Origin of the sequence: Aeromonas sp. 97A, assembly GCF_051919185.1 — a bacterium.
In the GTDB taxonomy this organism is placed as follows: domain Bacteria; phylum Pseudomonadota; class Gammaproteobacteria; order Enterobacterales; family Aeromonadaceae; genus Aeromonas; species Aeromonas veronii.
Window position 1 is genome coordinate 4,147,720 of sequence record NZ_JBQBFF010000001.1, and the last position, 18,717, is coordinate 4,166,436.

The 18,717-nt window shown below is 61.9% G+C and carries 11 protein-coding genes; 7 read left to right on the top strand and 4 right to left on the bottom strand.

All coding sequences use genetic code 11. The annotated features are described in order from the left end of the window. Positions 1–62: 62 nt before the first annotated feature. Entirely contained in the window at positions 63–1,973 is a 1,911-nt protein-coding gene (locus ACTG27_RS19020) for a methyl-accepting chemotaxis protein (RefSeq protein ID WP_439980185.1), read from the bottom strand. A gap of 234 nt (positions 1,974–2,207) precedes the next feature. On the opposite strand from ACTG27_RS19020, the gene ACTG27_RS19025 reads away from it, so the two are divergent. The 5 genes from ACTG27_RS19025 to ACTG27_RS19045 all read left to right on the top strand — a co-directional run bounded on the left by ACTG27_RS19025 (position 2,208) and on the right by ACTG27_RS19045 (position 11,857). Further along, positions 2,208–4,469 (top strand): patatin-like phospholipase family protein, encoded by a 2,262-nt coding sequence (locus ACTG27_RS19025; protein ID WP_439980542.1) that lies wholly within the window; start codon positions 2,208–2,210, stop codon positions 4,467–4,469. 229 nt (positions 4,470–4,698) lie between these two features. Then, positions 4,699–7,296, top strand: coding sequence for a bifunctional aconitate hydratase 2/2-methylisocitrate dehydratase (gene acnB / locus ACTG27_RS19030; protein ID WP_439980186.1), 2,598 nt, complete (start codon positions 4,699–4,701; stop codon positions 7,294–7,296). 280 nt (positions 7,297–7,576) lie between these two features. After that, the gene (locus ACTG27_RS19035) at positions 7,577–9,163 is read left to right on the top strand and encodes an EAL domain-containing protein (RefSeq protein ID WP_088868335.1); all 1,587 of its coding nucleotides are present in this window, start codon (positions 7,577–7,579) and stop codon (positions 9,161–9,163) included. A gap of 162 nt (positions 9,164–9,325) precedes the next feature. Beyond that, entirely contained in the window at positions 9,326–10,720 is a 1,395-nt protein-coding gene (locus ACTG27_RS19040; RefSeq protein ID WP_439980187.1) for a D-arabinono-1,4-lactone oxidase, read from the top strand. A gap of 9 nt (positions 10,721–10,729) precedes the next feature. Continuing rightward, positions 10,730–11,857 carry a CobW family GTP-binding protein gene (locus tag ACTG27_RS19045; protein WP_335820103.1) on the top strand — a complete coding sequence of 376 codons (1,128 nt, stop codon included), beginning with the start codon at positions 10,730–10,732 and terminating at the stop codon, positions 11,855–11,857. Here ACTG27_RS19045 and ACTG27_RS19050 read toward each other — a convergent pair. Together ACTG27_RS19050 and ACTG27_RS19055 are read right to left on the bottom strand one after the other, a co-directional pair. After that, complete coding sequence (locus tag ACTG27_RS19050) at positions 11,842–14,949, bottom strand: efflux RND transporter permease subunit (RefSeq protein ID WP_439980189.1); 3,108 nt, start codon at positions 14,947–14,949, stop codon at positions 11,842–11,844. The genes ACTG27_RS19045 and ACTG27_RS19050 overlap by 16 nt on opposite strands. Next, positions 14,946–16,046: an efflux RND transporter periplasmic adaptor subunit gene (locus ACTG27_RS19055; protein WP_257686559.1), complete on the bottom strand. Its 1,101-nt coding sequence runs from the start codon at positions 16,044–16,046 to the stop codon at positions 14,946–14,948. Before ACTG27_RS19055 ends, ACTG27_RS19050 begins: the two co-directional genes overlap by 4 nt. A 90-nt stretch (positions 16,047–16,136) precedes the next feature. Here ACTG27_RS19055 and ACTG27_RS19060 point away from each other — a divergent pair, with 90 nt between their 5' ends. Both ACTG27_RS19060 and mdtD read left to right on the top strand, forming a co-directional pair. Next, on the top strand, positions 16,137–16,745 hold the full coding sequence (locus ACTG27_RS19060) for a TetR/AcrR family transcriptional regulator (RefSeq protein WP_005355070.1): 609 nt from the start codon (positions 16,137–16,139) through the stop codon (positions 16,743–16,745). 11 nt (positions 16,746–16,756) lie between these two features. Next, entirely contained in the window at positions 16,757–18,160 is a 1,404-nt protein-coding gene (gene mdtD / locus ACTG27_RS19065) for a multidrug transporter subunit MdtD (RefSeq protein ID WP_439980191.1), read from the top strand. Here mdtD and ACTG27_RS19070 read toward each other — a convergent pair. Continuing rightward, complete coding sequence (locus ACTG27_RS19070; RefSeq protein WP_439980194.1) at positions 18,132–18,620, bottom strand: YbaK/EbsC family protein; 489 nt, start codon at positions 18,618–18,620, stop codon at positions 18,132–18,134. The genes mdtD and ACTG27_RS19070 overlap by 29 nt on opposite strands. Positions 18,621–18,717: the final 97 nt, after the last annotated feature.

Below are 18,717 nucleotides of genomic sequence, written 5' to 3' on the forward strand. Positions count from 1 at the left end.
ACCAAAACAACAGAGAGCGCCACGGCGCTCTCTGTTGTTGAGGACTCAGGTCAAGGTCGGGGTCAGAGTCGGAAGTTGCCAACCAGCTTGTCCAGCTGACCGGAGAGCTGCTGCAGGCTGCGGCTGGACTCGGTCAGCTGGTGGGCGATATCGGCTGTCTCCATGGTGAGCTGGTTGATGTCTTCTACGTTGCGGTTGATCTCGCCGACCACGCTGGATTGCTCCTCGGTGGCGGTGGCGACCTGGATATTCATGTCGTTGATCTGGGTGATGTGGGCGGTGATCTGGCCGAGGGCGGCGTTGGCCTCATCGGCCTGGCTCACCACCTCCAGACTCTGGTTGCGTCCCTGTGCCATGGCGCTGACCGCGCGGGCACTCTGCTCCTGCAAGCGGTTGATCATCCCCTGGATCTCGGCAGTCGAGGCGGCGGAGCGGTTGGCCAGATTGCGCACTTCATCTGCCACCACGGCGAAACCTCGACCCTGTTCACCGGCGCGAGCGGCCTCGATGGCGGCGTTCAATGCCAGCAGGTTGGTCTGCTCCGAGATACTGCGGATGGTTTCGAGGATGCTGCCGATGGAGTCGGTCTGGCTCGCCAGCGACTCGATAACCCCTGCCACCTGCTCAATCTCGCCGGAGAGGTCGACGATGCCGTGGCGTGCCTGCGCCACCACTACCGCACCCGCATCGGCCTGATCGTTGGCCTGTCTGGCTACTTCGGCTGCCAGCGAAGCGTTACCGGCGATCTCGCTCACCGTGGCCCCCATTTCATGGATAGCGGTGGCCACCTGCACAGTGCGGTCACGCTGGGCAGTACAGTTGTGCTGGGTCAGCTGCGCCTTGTTGGCCACCTCGTTGGCGGTGGCCGCGAGCTGGCGGGAGTTCTCCGCCACCTGCTCGATGGAGCCGTGGATCTTGGCGACGAAGTTGTTGAAGCCGGTGGCGACCTGACTCAGTTCGTCACGCCCCTCCACTTTCAGGCGCTGGGTGAGATCCCCATCGCCGCTGCCCAGCTCCTTGAACAGGCGGGCCAGCTCGTTGAGCGGGCGGCTGACCGAGCCTGCCAGCAGCATCCCCATCAGCCCCATGGCGAGCGCAATCACCAGCGAGATCATCAGGATCTCGTTGCGGGTCTGATCCAGCTCGGCATAGATCTCGGCTTCTGGCACCTGGGCCACCAGATACCAGTCGAGCAGCGGGATATAGCTGCTGGCCAGTACCATGGGCTCGCCATTTACCTCGGCGTTGATAACGGCAAAGGGGCGTTTGGCCAGCAGGCTGCCGGTATCACCGCTGGCGATGCCGCCCAAGGTATCGCGTTCAATACGGTTGGCCTCGGGGTGCAGCTTCACCTTGCCGCTGCCATCGACCATAAAGACGATGCCGCTCTCTTCCAGCCGGAAGTTGGAGACCATGGTCACCATGGTATCGAGGGATTTGGCAAAGCCGGCCAGCCCGCGCCCGTTGAGCTGCTGGAAGTTGACGAACAGCTTCACCTCGCCGTTGCTCTCGCGGAAGATGCTGAGGGTCATCTCCTTCTGGCTCTTGGTGTAGTCATAGAACCAGGCGTCCTGTGTCGGGGTCAGGTTGCGCAGAAAGCCATCCTGGTTGTAGTAGGCGGCGGTCTGGCGATCGGCGAAGGAGGCGGTCACCAGTCTGTACTGGTTGGCCACATCCTTGAGCTGGTTGATGAGGATCGGCTCCTGCTCTTTGGGCATGCCCCGATCCACCCAGTCGAGGATGAAGCGGTCGGTGGCCAGTTGGCGTGCGGCCTGGGCGATGCCGTGGAGATCCTGTTCAATCTCCTTGCTGATCCGCTGGGTCAGGTTGGGGAGCTCCTGTTCGAACATCCGGTTTTCGATCAGTTGCTGGGCCGAGCGTTGGCTGAAGTAGCCTACCAGCAGGCAGGAGACGACCACGGCCAGGGTGACCGTGGCCAGTATTTTCTGTTTAAGAGTGAGGGTTGCCAGCATAAAGGTGCTCAAAAGGTTGAGATTGACGACGCTCATATTAGCGGCAGCGCGGCGCTACCCATGAGGCTTGCAGCCCTTTATTTGCGGATTACGTTTGCGCTCACAGGGGCGGCGGCGTGCCCCTTCGCCATGCAGCACAGGCGGGATGCGGATTGACGGTTGCGCTAACTGCCGGGCCCCTTATAGTAGAGGCCATCCTTGGTGACTGACCCTCTGAATAATATGGAAAATATGATGCGCAGCTTAGGTGCGGGATGGACCCGTCTGCTTTTGGTGATGCTGGCGGCGATGCCGCTGCTGGCTGTGGCGGCACAGGGGGATCGCCCGAAAATTGCGGTGGTGCTCAGCGGCGGCGGCGCCAAGGGATCGGCCCATATCGGCATCCTCAAGGTACTGGAGCAGAAACGGATTCCGGTCGACATCATAGTCGGCACCAGCATGGGCTCTTATGTGGCGGGGATGTACGCCATGGGGCTCAGTGCCGAGGAGGTGGAGCGCACCACTTTGGCCATCGACTGGAACAAGGGGTATCAGGACAAGGTGGGCCGCGACGAACTGTCGTTGCGCAAAAAGCAGCAGAACGAGCAGTATCAGCTGCGCACCGACATCGGGGTGAATGGCGACACCACCCAGCTGCCGGACGGTTTCTTCCAGGGCCAATCCATGGCCAGCCTGCTACGGGGGGCCACCTCCAACCTGCCGGTGCAGGCGAGTTTCGACGATCTCCCCATTCCCTACCGCGCCATGGCGACCGACATGGAGACGGTCACCCCCTTTGTGCTGGATCACGGCAGCCTGGCCAAGGCGATGCAGGCCTCCATGTCCATTCCCGGCGCCCTCAAGCCGGTGGAGTGGGAGGGGCACATCCTGGCGGACGGCGGCAGCGTCAACAACATGCCGGTGGATGTCGCCAAGGCGATGGGGGCCGACGTGGTGATCGCGGTGGATATCGGTGCCAAGCTGCGTACCCGTGAATCCCTCAAGTCAGGGTTGGCTATGATCGACCAGCTCACCACCTACATGACCCAGGTGGGCACCGACAAGCAGAAGGCGCTGATGGGACCGAAGGATATTCTGATCGCCCCCGAGTTTGGCGATATGGGGATCGCCGACTTTGCCCGGATGCCGGAGGGGATCAAGATCGGTGAGACGGCGGCTGACAAGGTGTCGCTGCAACTCGATAAGCTGTCGCTCACCAAGGCGCAGTACAACGCCTATCGCAACCAGAAGCTGAGCCGCCGTGCCGAGCGTAGCGGTCAGCCCGCCTACTTCATCGACAAGGTGGAGATCATCAACAAGTCGCGCCTCTCCGACGAGACGGTGCGCGCCATGCTGAAAGTGCGTCCGGACAAGGTACAGACCAATGAGAGTCTGGAAGCGGGTATTCGCCGCCTCTATGCCCTTGAGTCGTTCGACCGCATCACCTACGAGGTGGAGGAGCGTGACGGGGAAAACGTGCTGCTGGTGGATGCCAGCGAGAAGAACTGGGGGCCGGGCTACCTCAACTTCCAGTTCGGTTTCACCGATGACTTCGAGAACACCTCCAACTACAACGTCGGCATGTCCTATACCCTCACTAACGTCAATGAGTGGGGGGCGGAGTGGCTGACCGAGGCGTCGCTGGGCACGGCCAAACATATCAAGACCGACTTCTATACCCCGCTCGAACCCTCCCAGACCTTCTATGGTGAGGCGAGTCTGGCCTATGACCAGACCCTGCGCCGCCTGTTTTTCCCCAATCCGGATCCCGAGGCGGTTTCGATAAGCTATCTCGACTCCGAATACTCCTTCTTCAGCGGTGATCTGGCGGTGGGCTGGAACCGCCAGCCCTGGAGCAGGTTGTCGATGGGGCTGGAGGGACAACTGGGCACGATTGATGTGAAGAACTTCAAGGGGCTGGAGATGGATGCCACGGCGTGGGGCCCCTATGTCCGCTTTGAACACGACAATCTGGATAGCCGCTATTTCCCCTATCAGGGGGTGAAATGGGACATGAAACTGGGCCACTCCCACGTCAGTGTGGATGGACTCGAGTCGGCAGATGGCCGCAGTGAAGGCTGGAATTATCAGCTCTCGATGATCAAGCCCTGGTCATGGGACAGGCACAGCCTCAACCTGATCCTCGAAGGGGGTGGCTCGGGCAGTGAAGAGGTGGTGCCACTGCATATTCAGGATCTGGGCGGGCTGTTCCGCCTCTCAGGTTTCCAGCGCTACCAGCTGAGCGGTCGCTACAGCCTGTTTGGTGGCCTGCGTTACATCTATCGGGTGGCGGACAACGACTTCGGTGCCCTCAAAATGCCGCTCTATCTGGGTGGATCTCTGGAGCAGGGCGGGGTCTGGAACAAGGGTGAGGATATCAGTCTGGAGAGCTCCTTCACCGCCGGGTCGGTTTATGTCGGGGTGGAGAGCTTCCTCGGCCCTGTGTTCCTCGGCTACGGCATGGCGGAGGGGGGCAATGACGTCTTCTATCTGCAATTGGGCAGTACGTTCGAATAATGCCGAAATGATGCCAATTTGTTAACTCTGGTTGAGGGCGTTCAATTAATTTTCAAAAAATACCAGTCTGTTTAATTGGTTACGATTTTGTGGTGAATAAGTAAACAGGGTTTGGATTTTAATTAGTCGTTAAAACTTATATAGTGGGGAGCACCCTACGGGGTGTCCCGCAAGGACGATCGCCGCGAGCGTGGGCGAACCCCAAAAAAAGACCAAAGAGGAATTAGTCGTGCTTGAAACATACCGTAAACACGTCGCAGAACGTGCCGCCGAGGGCGTGGTTGCCAAACCTCTGGATGCAGAGCAGGTCGCCGCCCTGGTTGAGCTGCTCAAGAACCCGCCCGCTGGCGAACAAGACTTTCTGAAAGAGCTGTTGTCCTCCCGTATTCCCCCCGGTGTTGATGAAGCGGCCTATGTCAAAGCCGGTTTCCTCACCGCCGTCGCCAAGGGCGAAGCCCACTCTCCCATCCTGACTGCCGCCGAAGCTGTCGAGCTGCTGGGCACCATGCAGGGTGGTTACAACATTCAGCCGCTGATCGACCTGCTGGATCACGCCACCCTGGCGCCGCTTGCCGCTAAGGGGCTCTCCCATACCCTGCTGATGTTTGACTCCTTCCACGACGTGGAAGAGAAGGCCAAGGCGGGCAATGTCCACGCCAAACAGGTGATGCAGTCCTGGGCTGATGCCGAGTGGTTCCTCTCCCGCCCGGAGTTGGCCGAGAAGATCACTGTCACCGTGTTCAAGGTGACCGGCGAAACCAACACCGACGACCTCTCTCCGGCACCGGACGCCTGGTCCCGCCCGGACATTCCGCTGCACGCCCTGGCGATGCTGAAAAACGCCCGTCCCGGCATTACTCCGGACAAGGATGGCGCCGTCGGCCCCATCAAGACCATCGATGCCCTGAAAGAGAAAGGCTTCCCGCTGGCCTATGTGGGTGACGTGGTCGGTACCGGTTCTTCCCGTAAATCCGCCACCAACTCGGTGCTCTGGTTTATGGGCGACGACATTCCGTTCGTGCCGAACAAGCGCGCTGGCGGTGTCTGTCTGGGTGGCAAGATTGCCCCGATCTTCTTCAACACCATGGAAGATGCCGGCGCTCTGCCTATCGAAGTGGACGTCTCCAAGCTGGAAATGGGCGATGTAATCGACATCTACCCCTATGCCGGCAAGATCTGCAAACACGGCACCGAACAGGTGCTGGCACAGTTTGAATTGAAAACCGATGTACTGATCGACGAAGTGCGCGCCGGTGGCCGTATCCCGCTGATCATCGGCCGCGGCCTGACCGACAAGGCCCGCGAAGCGCTGGGGCTGCCGTTCTCCACCGTATTCCGTCGCCCGCAGCCGGTGGCCGATACCGGTAAAGGCTTCACCCTGGCCCAGAAGATGGTGGGCAAGGCGTGCGGCGTGAAGGGCATTCGCCCAGGCACTTACTGCGAGCCCAAGATGACCACGGTCGGCTCTCAGGACACCACGGGCCCGATGACCCGCGACGAGCTCAAAGATCTGGCCTGCCTCGGCTTCTCCGCCGATCTGACCATGCAGTCCTTCTGCCACACCGCAGCCTATCCGAAGCCCATCGACGTACAGACCCACCACACCCTGCCGGACTTCATCATGAACCGCGGCGGTGTGAGCTTGCGTCCGGGTGACGGCGTCATCCACTCCTGGCTGAACCGCATGCTGCTGCCGGATACCGTGGGTACCGGTGGTGACTCCCACACCCGTTTCCCCATCGGTATCTCCTTCCCGGCGGGCTCCGGTCTGGTGGCTTTCGCCGCTGCTACCGGCGTGATGCCGCTGGATATGCCGGAGTCCGTGCTGGTGCGCTTCAAGGGCGAGCTGCAGCCGGGCATCACCCTGCGTGATCTGGTTCATGCCATCCCCTACGCCGCCATCCAGAAAGGGCTGCTGACCGTCGAGAAAGCGGGCAAGAAGAACATCTTCTCCGGCCGCATCGTCGAGATCGAAGGTCTGCCGACCCTGAAGGTGGAGCAGGCGTTCGAACTGGCTGATGCCAGCGCTGAGCGCTCCGCTGCCGGTTGCACCATCAAGCTGGATAAAGAGCCGATCATTGAGTATCTGAAGTCCAACATCGTGATGCTGAAATGGATGCTCTCCGAAGGTTACGGTGACCCGCGTACCATCACCCGTCGCATCAAGGGGATGGAAGAGTGGCTGGCCAACCCGACCCTGATGGAAGCTGACAAGGATGCCGAGTACGCCGAAATCATCGAGATCGACCTGGCCACCATCAAGGAGCCGATCCTCTGTGCGCCGAACGATCCGGACGATGCCCGTCTGCTGAGCGACGTGGCTGGCGACAAGATCGACGAGGTGTTCATCGGTTCGTGCATGACCAACATCGGTCACTTCCGCGCCGCCGGTAAACTGCTCGAGAAGTATCAGGGCGAGCTGCCGACCCGCATGTGGATCGCACCGCCCACCAAGATGGACAAGGATCAGCTGACCGAAGAGGGCTACTACGGCATCTTTGGTCGCGTTGGTGCCCGCATCGAGATCCCAGGCTGCTCCCTCTGCATGGGCAACCAGGCGCGGGTAGCGGAAGGGGCCTCCGTGGTCTCCACCTCCACCCGTAACTTCCCGAACCGTCTGGGTAAAGGTGCCAACGTCTATCTGGCCTCTGCGGAGCTGGCCGCCGTTGCCGCCATCCTCGGCAAGATCCCGACTGTGGCGGAGTACCTGCAGTACGCCAAGGCGCTGGATGCCACTGCGGCAGATACTTACCGCTACCTCAACTTCAACGAGATCGCCTCCTACACCAAGAAGGCCGATGCGGTGATCCTGCAACAAGCCGTTTAACGGAGTTCTTGCGCGATTTGCACGATAAGAAGCCAATAATGCCGCGTATTTACGCGGCATTATTTATTTGTGTGTTATTCACCGTCTTTTTTGAAGATTGTTTGCACGATCCTTGCTAGAGAGATCCAACCACCTGTTTGGTGGTTCGTTTTATAAACGCTTTGGGTTATGTTGTTCGGTTATGTGCGGTAATGATGAGGCATCGTTATCGAGGGAAAGTGGATATCTGTTCACTGGGTGCTTGCGTTGGCAGGCCTGACGAATTGCGGCGTGGTTCTTTATGTTTCTGTTCAGGATCGATCTCTCCCGAACCGGGTTACGCTTCGGCGGTGCCTTGCTGGTCTTTACCCTGCCGCTGCTGGTGGGAGCTTGGCTCATCCACAGCAATTATGTGCAGGAGCTGAAAGCGGAATCCAGTGCCTCGGCCCACAAGGCCAGAACCCTGATGGAGTCGATGCTGGATCATGCGGAGCAGGCCAATCGCTCTGTGCTGCCTCTGGTGAATGCTCCCTGTCGCGACAACCTGCTGGTGCTGCGCAAGAAGGTCGCAATCGAGCCCTTCCTGCGTTCGGTCAATCTGGTGCGAAACGGCATCATCAATTGCACTTCGCTGTTTGGTGAGGCCAATGATGCCGATGACGGCTCCATCTACACCGGCCGCAAGCTGTTGCTGATGAGTGGCAACCGGGTGCGGCAAAATCACCCGCTGCTGGTGGTGCGCACCGAACAGGGCAAGGATGCCGCCTTGAGTGCCATCGACAGTACCCAGCTCAGCTTCATGCTCTCCATGAGTGGAAAATCCAGTGCGCTCTATCTGCAGGTGGGATCGGCCTGGCTCAATGAGTCTGGCCGCTATCTGAGCGAGGCGCCCACCCTCCATCGCGGGATCAGCCAGGCCCTCACCTCATCCCATTATCCTTTCACCATCCATGCCGGTTATGCCATGCCGGTCTACTGGAAGTCGCTGTGGGCCGCGCGGCACGTGGCGCTGTCGTGGCTGGCGGTTTCCTCGCTTTTGCTGGCCTGGCTGGTGTGGTGGGTGCTGGGGCGTCCCGGCTCGCCAACAGATGAATTGCGACGGGCCCTGCGAGCCAGGGAGTTTGTTCCCTACCTGCAGCCGCTGATTGCCAGCCACGACGGCAAGATGATGGGCGCCGAGGTGCTGATGCGCTGGGAGCATGTCAATGAAGGGGTGATCCGGCCCGATCTCTTTATCCCGCAAGCGGAAGAGTCGGGACTGATCGTCCCCATGACCACCCATATCATGAAGCAGGTGGCGACACGGTTGAACCGCTCTCAGGAGCAGTTGCCCGACGGGTTTCATATCAGCTTCAACATCAGCGCCGCCCATTGCCACGATTTTGCCCTGCTGGCCGAGTGTCGCGCCTTCCTCGGTCACTTTGTTCCCGGCAAGGTGGTACTGGTGCTGGAACTGACCGAGCGGGAGCTGCTGATGTCAGATCCCCAGACCCTCTCCCTGTTCCGCCAGCTGGACGAGATGGGGGTCAAACTCGCCATCGACGACTTTGGTACCGGCCACTCCAGCCTGGCTTACCTGCAGCAGTTTCATGTGGATTACCTCAAGATCGACAAATCCTTTATCGCCCGCATCGGTACCGAGTCGCTCTCGGAACATATCGTGGACAACGTGATCGATCTGGCGACCCGGCTCGGTCTGGCGCTGGTGGCGGAAGGGGTGGAGAGTGAGCGTCAGGCTGACTACCTCAGGGCCAAAGGGGTCGATTATCTGCAGGGGTACCTGTTTGCCCGCCCCATGCCGCTGCGCCAGTTCTGTGAGGAGCTGCTGCCGGAAGAGGCACAGACCCGCCAGCCAGATGGGGTGCGAGGCATCCCGAACGCCACCTGATCTATCGGTGACAGACGGGCGGCCACGCTCCCGTCTGGCAGGGTAGGGAAGTGCTATATCCCTATCCCCCCTCGACTGCAGGGGCTTGTTTTCCATGCCTTGTGGCTCACTTTTCGGTAGAATCGGCGCTCATTTTGACGTCAGTAAAAGATGAGGCGCGGTATGACGGTTCAGTTCCAGGCATTTCACAGCATCAAGGCGATCGGTAATCGGGAGGTGCTGTTCAACTGGTCGAGAACCAATCCCCTCGGGGCGCTGGATCAGGTGTGGCGCCCGAAAACCCGCGACGAGCTGCAAGCGCTGCTGCGGGAACACCCCGAGCGCAAGCTGCGCCTTATCGGTTCCGGCCTCTCTTTTGAACCCATCCATAGCGTCTATGCCGAGGGCAGTCAGGCGCTGCTGGTGGACTTGCACCACCTGCGCGGCCAGCTGGCGAAAACGGCCGATACCGTGACCTATCAGGCGGGGACGCCGCTCGATACCGTTTATGCCGAGCTGATCGCCATGGAGCGGATGCTGCCCGCATCCCCGGGCGTTATCGGCATCCAGACCCTGGGCGGCGCCCTCAGCACCGGCACCCACGGTCAGGGGCTGCACCAGTCTGCCCTCTGCGATGCGGTGGAGGCCCTGACCGTGATGCTGGCCAATGGCGACATCATCCGGGTGGATCGCAGTGACCCGCGCTTCGGCGCCTTCGTGATGGGGATGGGGATGCTCGGCATCCTGCTCGACGTCACCTTGCGTACCGTGCCCAACCGCATTATGCGCTGCACCAAGTTCACCACAGATTACTCCTTCCTCTTGGAGCACAACGAGCGGCTCAACCGCGAGCACGGCTTTGTGAAGAGCTGGTGGTTTGCCTGGACCGGCGAGAGCCACATCTGGTTGGTGGACCCTGCCTCTGATGAGGAGGTGGCCCGCTATCGTGTCGGTGGCAGCGAGCCGCTGCTGCTGGATGGCGATATCGACGCCCGCATGAATGCCACCATTGATGCCACTTTGCAGAAGATGGCGAAAGACACCAAGGATGAGGCCTTGGCGGGGGAGCACTTCGAGACGGTGCGCCGCTTCAAGGATGCCTCCGATCTGGTGGGCAACGTCTACCAAATTCTCTGCAAGGGGATCCCGGCACCTCAGATCAACTGTGAGGTGGCGGTGCCGCTTCATCGCATGAACGAGGCGCTGGAGACTCTGCAAGCGTGGCAGCAGGCCAACCCCGGCGTGTTGCACTACCCCTTTATCCTGCGTTGCACCGGCCCTTCCGAGGCCTGGCTCAGTGCCGCTTACGGCCAGCCGGTCTGCTGGATCGGTTTTCTGGTCTATCTGGCGGCGGACGGCACCTTCGTCAACGGCTCCATGGAGCAGATGCACGAGCTGCAACAACTGCTGGCGCCGCTCGGCGGCATTCCCCATTTCGGCAAACATCTGGCGATGGATCTCTACGACTTCCCGGCCCTGCTGCCGCGCTGGAACGACTTTGTTGCGTTGAAAGCCGAGCTCGACCCCCACGGCCGCTTTGAGAACCGCTGGCTCAGCGACCTGTTTGCCAACCGGTAAGGATCTGACATGACCGATATGCAAGATACCCGTATCCCAGTGACCCTGCTGACCGGCTTTCTCGGCAGCGGCAAGACAACTCTGCTCAACCACTGGGTCAAGCAGCCCGAGCTTGGCGAGTGCGCTGTGCTGATCAACGAGTTCGGCTCGGTGGGGCTGGATCACCATCTGGTGCAACAGGTGGATGAGCAGGTGATGCTGCTCGACTCCGGCTGCATCTGCTGCTCGGTGCAGGGCTCCTTGGTGGAGGCGCTGCAGGGGCTCTTTATGAAGGCCATCCAGCGCAAAATCAAACCGTTCAAGCGACTGATTATCGAGACCACCGGTCTGGCAGATCCGGCCCCCGTGCTCTTTACCCTGCGCGAAGAGGGCTTTATCGCCCAGCGCTACCGCTTCGATGGCACCGTCACCGTGGTGGATGCCGGTCATATCGAGCAGCAGTTGGCGGCCCAGTATGAGGCGGTCAAACAGGTGGCGCTGGCTGATCTGCTGGTGGTGAGCAAGGGCGATCTGGTGGATGACGAGCAGCTGGCACGGGTCGAAGCCCAGCTGGCTGCACTCAATCCTGCGGCCCCGATCCAGCAGGTGACCAATGGTGAACTGTCGCCAGCGGTGCTGGAGAAGCTCGGTGCCTACAACGAAGCGGCGGGGCGCGATATGCGCCAGCTCCTTGCTTGGCTGCGCACCGAATCCCCCAAGCAGGGGCTGGCGTCACCGATGCAGCCGAAGATGCAACCGTTCGCCGCCAAGGTAGGCACAGCTGCCCCCACCCACTTCGAGCACGGCAACATCGAGAGTTTCTCCCTGCGTATCGGCGAGCCGCTCAAGCCCTCTCGCCTGCTGGCGGCCATCGATGCGGTGCAGGCCCAATATGGCGATGCCCTGCTGCGCCTCAAGGGGATCTTGCAGCTGGAGGGAGAGAGCCAGCCGGTGGTGATCCACGGCGTCCACGGCCAGCTCTATCCGCTGCAGGCGCTGGGCGACTGGCCGGAGGGCAAGGCCCAGTCCCGACTGGTGTTTATCGTGAAAAGTCAGGACAAGGCCGGTATCGAGCAACTCTTTATGGCGACCCTCAAGGCCCCCGAGCCCACTCTGGAAGAGCGGCTCAAAGCCATGCTGGGTCAGCCCGACAACTGATCTGGCGCGTTGCAGCTCTCCTGCATCAGGTCAGGACGGCGACGGTTGAACAGCACAAACGCCACCGGCACAAAGTAGAACGAGAGCAGGGTCGCCAGCGCTGTGCCACCGGCGATGGCGATGGCAAAGGGTGGCCAGAAGCCGCCGCCCCCCAGCAATAGCGGGATGAAGCCGCCCACCGTGGTGATGGTGGTCGAGACGATGTGGCGGCTGCAACCGGCCACCAGATCGCGGATCTGCGGCAGATTGCCCTGTTGTGCCAGCGGGTCTGCCCTCAGCTCAGCCAGAATGACGATGGCGGCGTTGATGGCCAGCCCCATCAGTCCCAGCAGGGCGATGATCACCGTAAACCCGAAGGGGTACCCCAGCAGCCAGACCCACAGCAGCCCAAGCCCCGCCGACTGGATCGCCACCAGGGTGACGATGCCCGCCAGCCGGAACGAGTGGAAGCTGAGCACCAGCACGGCCACCAGCAGCACGGCGACCAGGCTGACATGGGCCATCAGATTTCCCACCGATTCATCCCGCTTGGCGGCTTCCCCGCCAAACTCCAGTCGATAGCCCGGCGGCAATGCCAGCGCCTTGGCGGCCAGCCTCTCTTTGACCTGCTCCAGCACAGTTTGCGGCAGTACGCCGACCGCCAGATAGGCCTCCAGCACATTGACCCGCTCACCATCCCGACGGCTGATCTCCCCCCAGCTTGGCAGCAGCTCGGGAGTGGCCAGTGCCCGCAAGGTGAGATTGGCAGCCCCTTGCTGGCCGGTGCCGGTGAGCGATAGCGGCACATTGAGCAGCGCATCCGGATCCTGACGCAAGGGCTCGGCCAGTCGCACCCGAACCGGGATTGACTCGGTGCCTTCCAGCACAGTGCCGCCCAACCTGCCATCCAGTGCGCCCGCCAGCCGGGAGGCAACATCGGTCAGGCTCATGCCTGCCAGTCGGGCGGCCTCCTCATCGACCTGCAACCAGAGTTTGGGGGCCCCTGCCTGCAAGGTGGCGCGGGTCTGCACTACGGCCGGGGTATTGGCGAGCAGACTGCGCAGCTCCTCTCCCAGACGGTGTAGTTGTTCAAGGTCGGGGCCAAACAGCCGCAGCTCGACCGGGGCATTGAAAGGCGGCCCCTGTTCCAGCTTGCGCACCAGGATCTGCGCTTCGGGAAATGTTGCATCGAGTCGCTGCTGCAGTTGTGGAATGAGCCGCTCGGCAGCATCGGCATCCTGCAGGGTGATCATCCCCTGAGCGTAATCGGCCCGCCCCTGTTTTCTGGGCACCAGGTTGTAGTAGAAGCTGGGTGCGTTGTCGCCCACCACCCAATCCTGTCGAACCAGCTCGGGGAGACTGGCCAGCTCGGCGGAAACCCCCAGTGCCAGCTCGCGGGTGCGTGCCAGGCTCGCCTGTGGGGAGAGGCTGGCCTCGATGTGGATCATGTCCCGGTCGGCAGGGGGAAAGAACTGTTCGGTGAGGCGGCCCGCCACCCAGAAACCGAGCAGGGGCAGCAGACTGACCAGCAGCAGGGTGCGCCAGGGGTGAGCCAGCGCCATGGCGATGCTCTGCTGGAAACGGGCGCTCACCCGGGGCAGGTGCAAGCCATCCTGATACCAGCGTCCCCCCTGAGCACGGCCAATCCAGCGGGCTGCGAGGCCAGCCACCAGGGTGTGGGCGATGAGGTAGGATCCCAGCAGCGAGCAGATCACCGCCCAGGCGATGCCGCCGACAAACTCGCCCGCCGGGCCCGGCATCAGAATGATCGGCATAAAGGCGAGCATGGTGGTGAGGGTGGAGCCCAGCAGTGGCAGCCAGAGGTGGCCGATGGCTTCCAGTGCGGCGGCACTCATGGCCATGCCGCGGCGGCGCTGATACTGCACCCGATCCGCCATGACGATGGCGTTGTCCACCATGATCCCGAGCGCCACCACCAGACCGGTGACCGACATCTGGTGAATGGGCAGATTGATCAGGTTCATGCAGGCGAAAGAGAACGCCACGGTAAGCGGCAGCGACAGGGCCACGATAATGGCAGCCTTGACCCCCAAGGTCACCAGCAGCACGGCCACTATGATGAGGAAGCCCTGCACAATGTTGATGAGCAGGGTGTCGAGCCGCTGATCGGTATAACGCTGCTGATCGAAGCTGGTGACGAGGCCGATATTATCCGGCAAGTCCTGTTGCAGCTGGGCCAGCATGGTATCGACCCGTGCCGACCAGAGGTCGATGCGGTGATCCTGTGCCATGCGCAGACCGACCACCACGGCCCGTTCACCATTGGCAAAGGCCAGCTGGCTCTCCGGCTGGTGCAGGGTACGTCTTACCTCGGCCAGATCGCCAAGACGCAGGGTCTGGCCCTGCTCGCCGGTACGCAGCGGGATCTGGCGGATCCGCTCCAGGGTATCGAGGGCGCCACGGATCTCCACCTGAAAGCGATTGTGGCTGCCCTGCAGCTCCCCGGCGGCCACCTTGGCATCGGCACCACTCAGCGCCTGGGCAAGCTGTTCGCCACTCATGCCGCTGGCACTGAGGGCGAGGGGATCGAACCGCACCTCGATCTCCTCATGCGGTGCCCCGACCCGCTCGACGTATTCGGTACCCGGCAGCTGGCGAGCCCTGCGTTCCAGCTCGGCGCTGTAGCGGGCGAGGCGATCCAGCTGCGGCTGGCCCGGCCCGCGCCAGACCACATTGACCAGCCGGGTGAAGGGGTAGCCCTTCTCGTCATCCAGCTTGGGGGCACTGGCGCCGGCTGGCAGCACGGCGGCCAGATCTGCCAGCCGGTCACGGACTCTGGACCAGACGGGTTCGACATCGCTGACCTCATCCTTGAGCTCCAGATTGATGATGGAGAGGCCGGGGCGAGAGCTCGACTCGATCAGCTTGATCTCGCTCTGGGCCCGCAGCCGGTTCTCGATGGGCTCGCTCACCAGCGCTTCCACCCGCTCGGCGCTGGCCCCGGGGAAGTGGGTAACCACGCTGGCAAAGCGGCTGGTGAGCTGGGGATCTTCGGTTCTGGGCAGGGTCTGCAATGCCGCAAGGGCGGCCGTCAGCAGCAGCGCGACCGTCAGCAGCAGCAGGCGGCCATTCTCGATAAACGGGCGGATCATGACTGTGGCTCCGGATGGCCTGCCTGATGAGCCACGCTGGTTGTCAGGGTGACCTGCTGGCCCGGCACCAGTTTATGCAGGCCATCGGTCACCAGCTGTTCCTGTCCATTCAGGGCACCACTGATCCAGGCCCGCTCGCCATCTTGCTGCAGCAGGGTGACGTCCCGACTGACCACCCGGGGTGGCGTTTCGTCATTGAGCAGATAGAGGGTCCAGCTGCCGCGCAATCCCTGGGTCAGCGCGGTGAGCGGTACCTCGTAGGCGCGGGTGGGCTCGCGGGTCTGATGCAGCAGGGTGATCAGTTGTCCCTCTGCCAGCTGTTCACCGCCCCGGGTCAGCTGGAAGCGGGCGGTGCGGGTGTGTGTCTGCCCGTCCACTTGTACCCCCAGATTAAGCAGGCGCCCCTCCAGTGATTGCTCCCCGCTTTGCAGGGGGTAGTGTTGGCCGACGAGCAGGGTCTCGGCCTGTTTCACCGGCACGCCGATATCGGCCTCCCACTGGCCGCTGCGGGTCAGGGAGAAGAGAGGCTGGCCTGCGGCCACCACGGCCCCCAATGCCTGCTCGCGGCTGACTACGATCCCGTTGAAGGGGGCGCGCAGCTGTGATTTTTCCTGTGTGACCCGGTTGGCTTCGAGGGCGGCGGCCAGCTGGTTGGCGCTTGCCTCCAGCATGCGGACTTTGCCTTGCTGTTCATCCAGCGCCTGTCGGGAGCTGAACTGCTGCTGGCGCAGGGCGGTGAGTCGTTCGAGCGTCTGTCGGGCAAGGGTCAGCTCGGCCTCGTTCTGGGCTGCCCGGGCGGCCAGCTCTTTGGCTTCCACTGCCAGCAGCCGGGTGTCCAGTGTGGCGAGCAGCTCACCGGCCGCTACCGGCTCTCCGCGTCCCTTGTGCAGGGTGGCGATCCGCCCTGCCAGCTCGAAGCCTATCTGGCTGTGTTCGGCAGCGATCACCCGGCCATTGAAACGGTGCAGCACCGGGTAGTGATCGCTGGCTTGCAGCGGCTGGGCGATCACCCGGGTCAGGGCGGGTGTTTCTTCTGACTCTGTGACCGGGCTGCAGCCACTCAGTAACAGCGCCAGCAGGATTAAGCAAAGTGTCATGACATCATCCTCTGGTTGACATAACATCAAATCACACCGGTGAGTCTAGTTTTTCGAAACTAGACTGTCCAGTTTGATTGTGGAGGAAAAATGAACATTTCACCCCGTAGTCAGCAGAAGCGGGCTGCGATCCTCGATGCTGCAGGGCGGCTCTTCTGTCAGCACGGTCTGCATCTGGTCAGCATGGACATGGTGGCCAGTGAAGCGGGCGTCTCCAAGCAGACGGTCTACAGCCATTTTGCCAACAAGGAGTCGCTGTTTGCCGAGGCGGTGGGCAGCAAGTGCGTCAGCAGCGAGCTGATGCCGGAGGTATTGTTGCGTGGCAACAATGTGCGGGAGAGTCTGATTGCCTTTGGTCGCAGCTTTCGCAAGTTGATCCTGAGCGATGATGCCATCAATATCTTTCGCACCTGCATCAGCTGCAACGATGCCCAGCTGGCCACCCTTTTTTTCGAGGCGGGCCCGCTCTATGTGACCGAGATGCTGTCCAACTGGCTGGAGCAGCAGAAGCAGCAAGGCCTGCTGTGCCATCAAGACAGTGAACAGGCCGCCTTGCAGCTGTTGCTGATGTGGCAGGGCAAGGAGCGCATGCTCCGTGAGCTGGGTCTGCCGTTGACCCAGAGCGCTGCCGAGCAGGATGCCTGGACCCTGAGTTGTGTCGATCTCTTCCTGACCGCCGCCGCTCCCCCGCAAAAATAATGGAGGTGGCAATGAGCCACACAGTGACAGATGCCCAGCGCAAGTGGCTGCCCCTGCTGGCGGCGGTCGGTTTCTTTATGCAGGCGCTGGATGGCACCATTCTCAACACCGCCCTGCCCAGCATGGCCGAGACCTTGGGAGAGAGCCCGCTGCAGATGCAGTCGGTGATCATCGCCTACATGTTGACGGTGGCGCTGCTGATCCCGGCCTCCGGCTGGCTGGCAGACAGATTCGGTACCCGCCGCATCTATCTGGCCGCCATCTCGCTCTTTACCCTCGGCTCGCTCGCCTGTGCCGCCTCCAATTCCCTCTCCATGCTGGTGGCCGCCCGTGTGCTTCAGGGGATTGGCGGTGCGCTGCTGATGCCGGTGGGACGGTTGGCGGTGCTGCGGGTCTATGACAAGCACGAGCTGCTGCGGGTGATGTCGTTTGTCACCATCCCGGGGCTGCTCGGCCCGTTGATGGGGCCGGCGCTCGGTGGCTGGCTGGTGGAAGTGGCGAGCTGGCACTGGGTATTTCTCATCAACTTGCCGGTGGGGTTGCTCGGCTTTATCGCCAGCTGGCACTTTATGCCGGAGCTGCGGCAGCAGACCGCCCGGTTCGACTGGCAGGGATTTGTGATGTTCAGCGTCGGCATGGTGCTGGTGTCGGTCGGCTTGCAGGGGCTGGGGGAGCACAGCATCTCCACCGGTTGGGCGCTGTTTGCGCTGATCTTCGGCTTGGCGGCGATGGCGAGCTACTGGCTCTATGCCGCCAATGCACAGCAGCCGCTCTTTAGCCTGAACCTGTTCAAGACCACCACCTTTGCCATCGGCATCTGGGGCAACCTGTTTGCCCGCCTCGGCAGCGGCGCCATGCCCTTCCTCACCCCGCTGTTTCTGCAACTGGGGCTCGGCTTCTCCCCGAGCAAGGCGGGGATGACCATGATCCCCACCGTGATTGGCGCCATGCTGACCAAGACGCTGGTGAACAAGCTGATTCCGAAGGTGGGCTATCGCCGCATTTTGATCGGCAACACCCTGTTGCTGGGGGCGATGATCGCCAGCTTCTACTTTATCGACAACCAGCTCCCCTTCGGGGTCTTGCTGGGCTGGCTGGCGATCTTCGGCGCCATCAACTCGCTGCAGTTCTCCGCCATGAACACTCTCACGCTGCAAGATCTCAGCCCGACCCTGGCCAGCAGTGGCAACGGTCTGCTCTCGGTGGTGATGCAGCTCTCCATGAGCTTGGGGGTGGCGATTGCCGCCAGCCTGCTCGGGCTCTTCTCGGCGGGTACCTCAGCGGCTAACGGCCAGTGGCTGGCCGGGTTCCACCTTACCTACCTCTGTGTCGGGTTGCTCTCCATGCTGGCGGCGCTGATCTTTGCCCAGCTGGCGCGCGATGGGGCTACGCCGTCGGCGAGGGCAGATAGCTGACCTCGCAGGGGAGCTGCGCCAGTACCTCGGTCAGATGCTCGGTCGCCAGCAGAAAGGTCTGCTCCGGGTGGCCCGGAGTCCAGGTGAAGGCAGTGTGGTTGAGCAGTTGCGGATCCACCAGTAGCGGAATATCGGCGCGGGGCAGGAAGGGGCACACAGCCCCCGGCAGGCAGCCAATCTCCGCCTGCATCTCTTCGGCGGTGCAGATGGAGGGCTTGGCACCGAGCGCGGCTTTGACCGCCTTGTTGTCGAGCCGTCCGTCCCTGTGGGTCAGCAGCAGGGCGAAGCGGCCATCCTTGAACTTGAGAAACAGGGTCTTGCTGAACTCCGCCTGCCAGCCGAGGCGGGCCTTGACCTTTTCATCGGTGGCGTAGTCGAGGATGGGTTCATGCTCATAGCGCTGGTGGGGCAGTTCGGCCAGTAGCTGGCAGTTAAAGTGGTGAATGGTATCGAGTGGCATGGGGTTCTCCTGTAGTGGGCGCTATCCTGCCAGCCTCGCAGGGTCAGGCCCAATGACACTTTCTTATCCGTGATAAGCAACCCTGTCTGTGCAAACA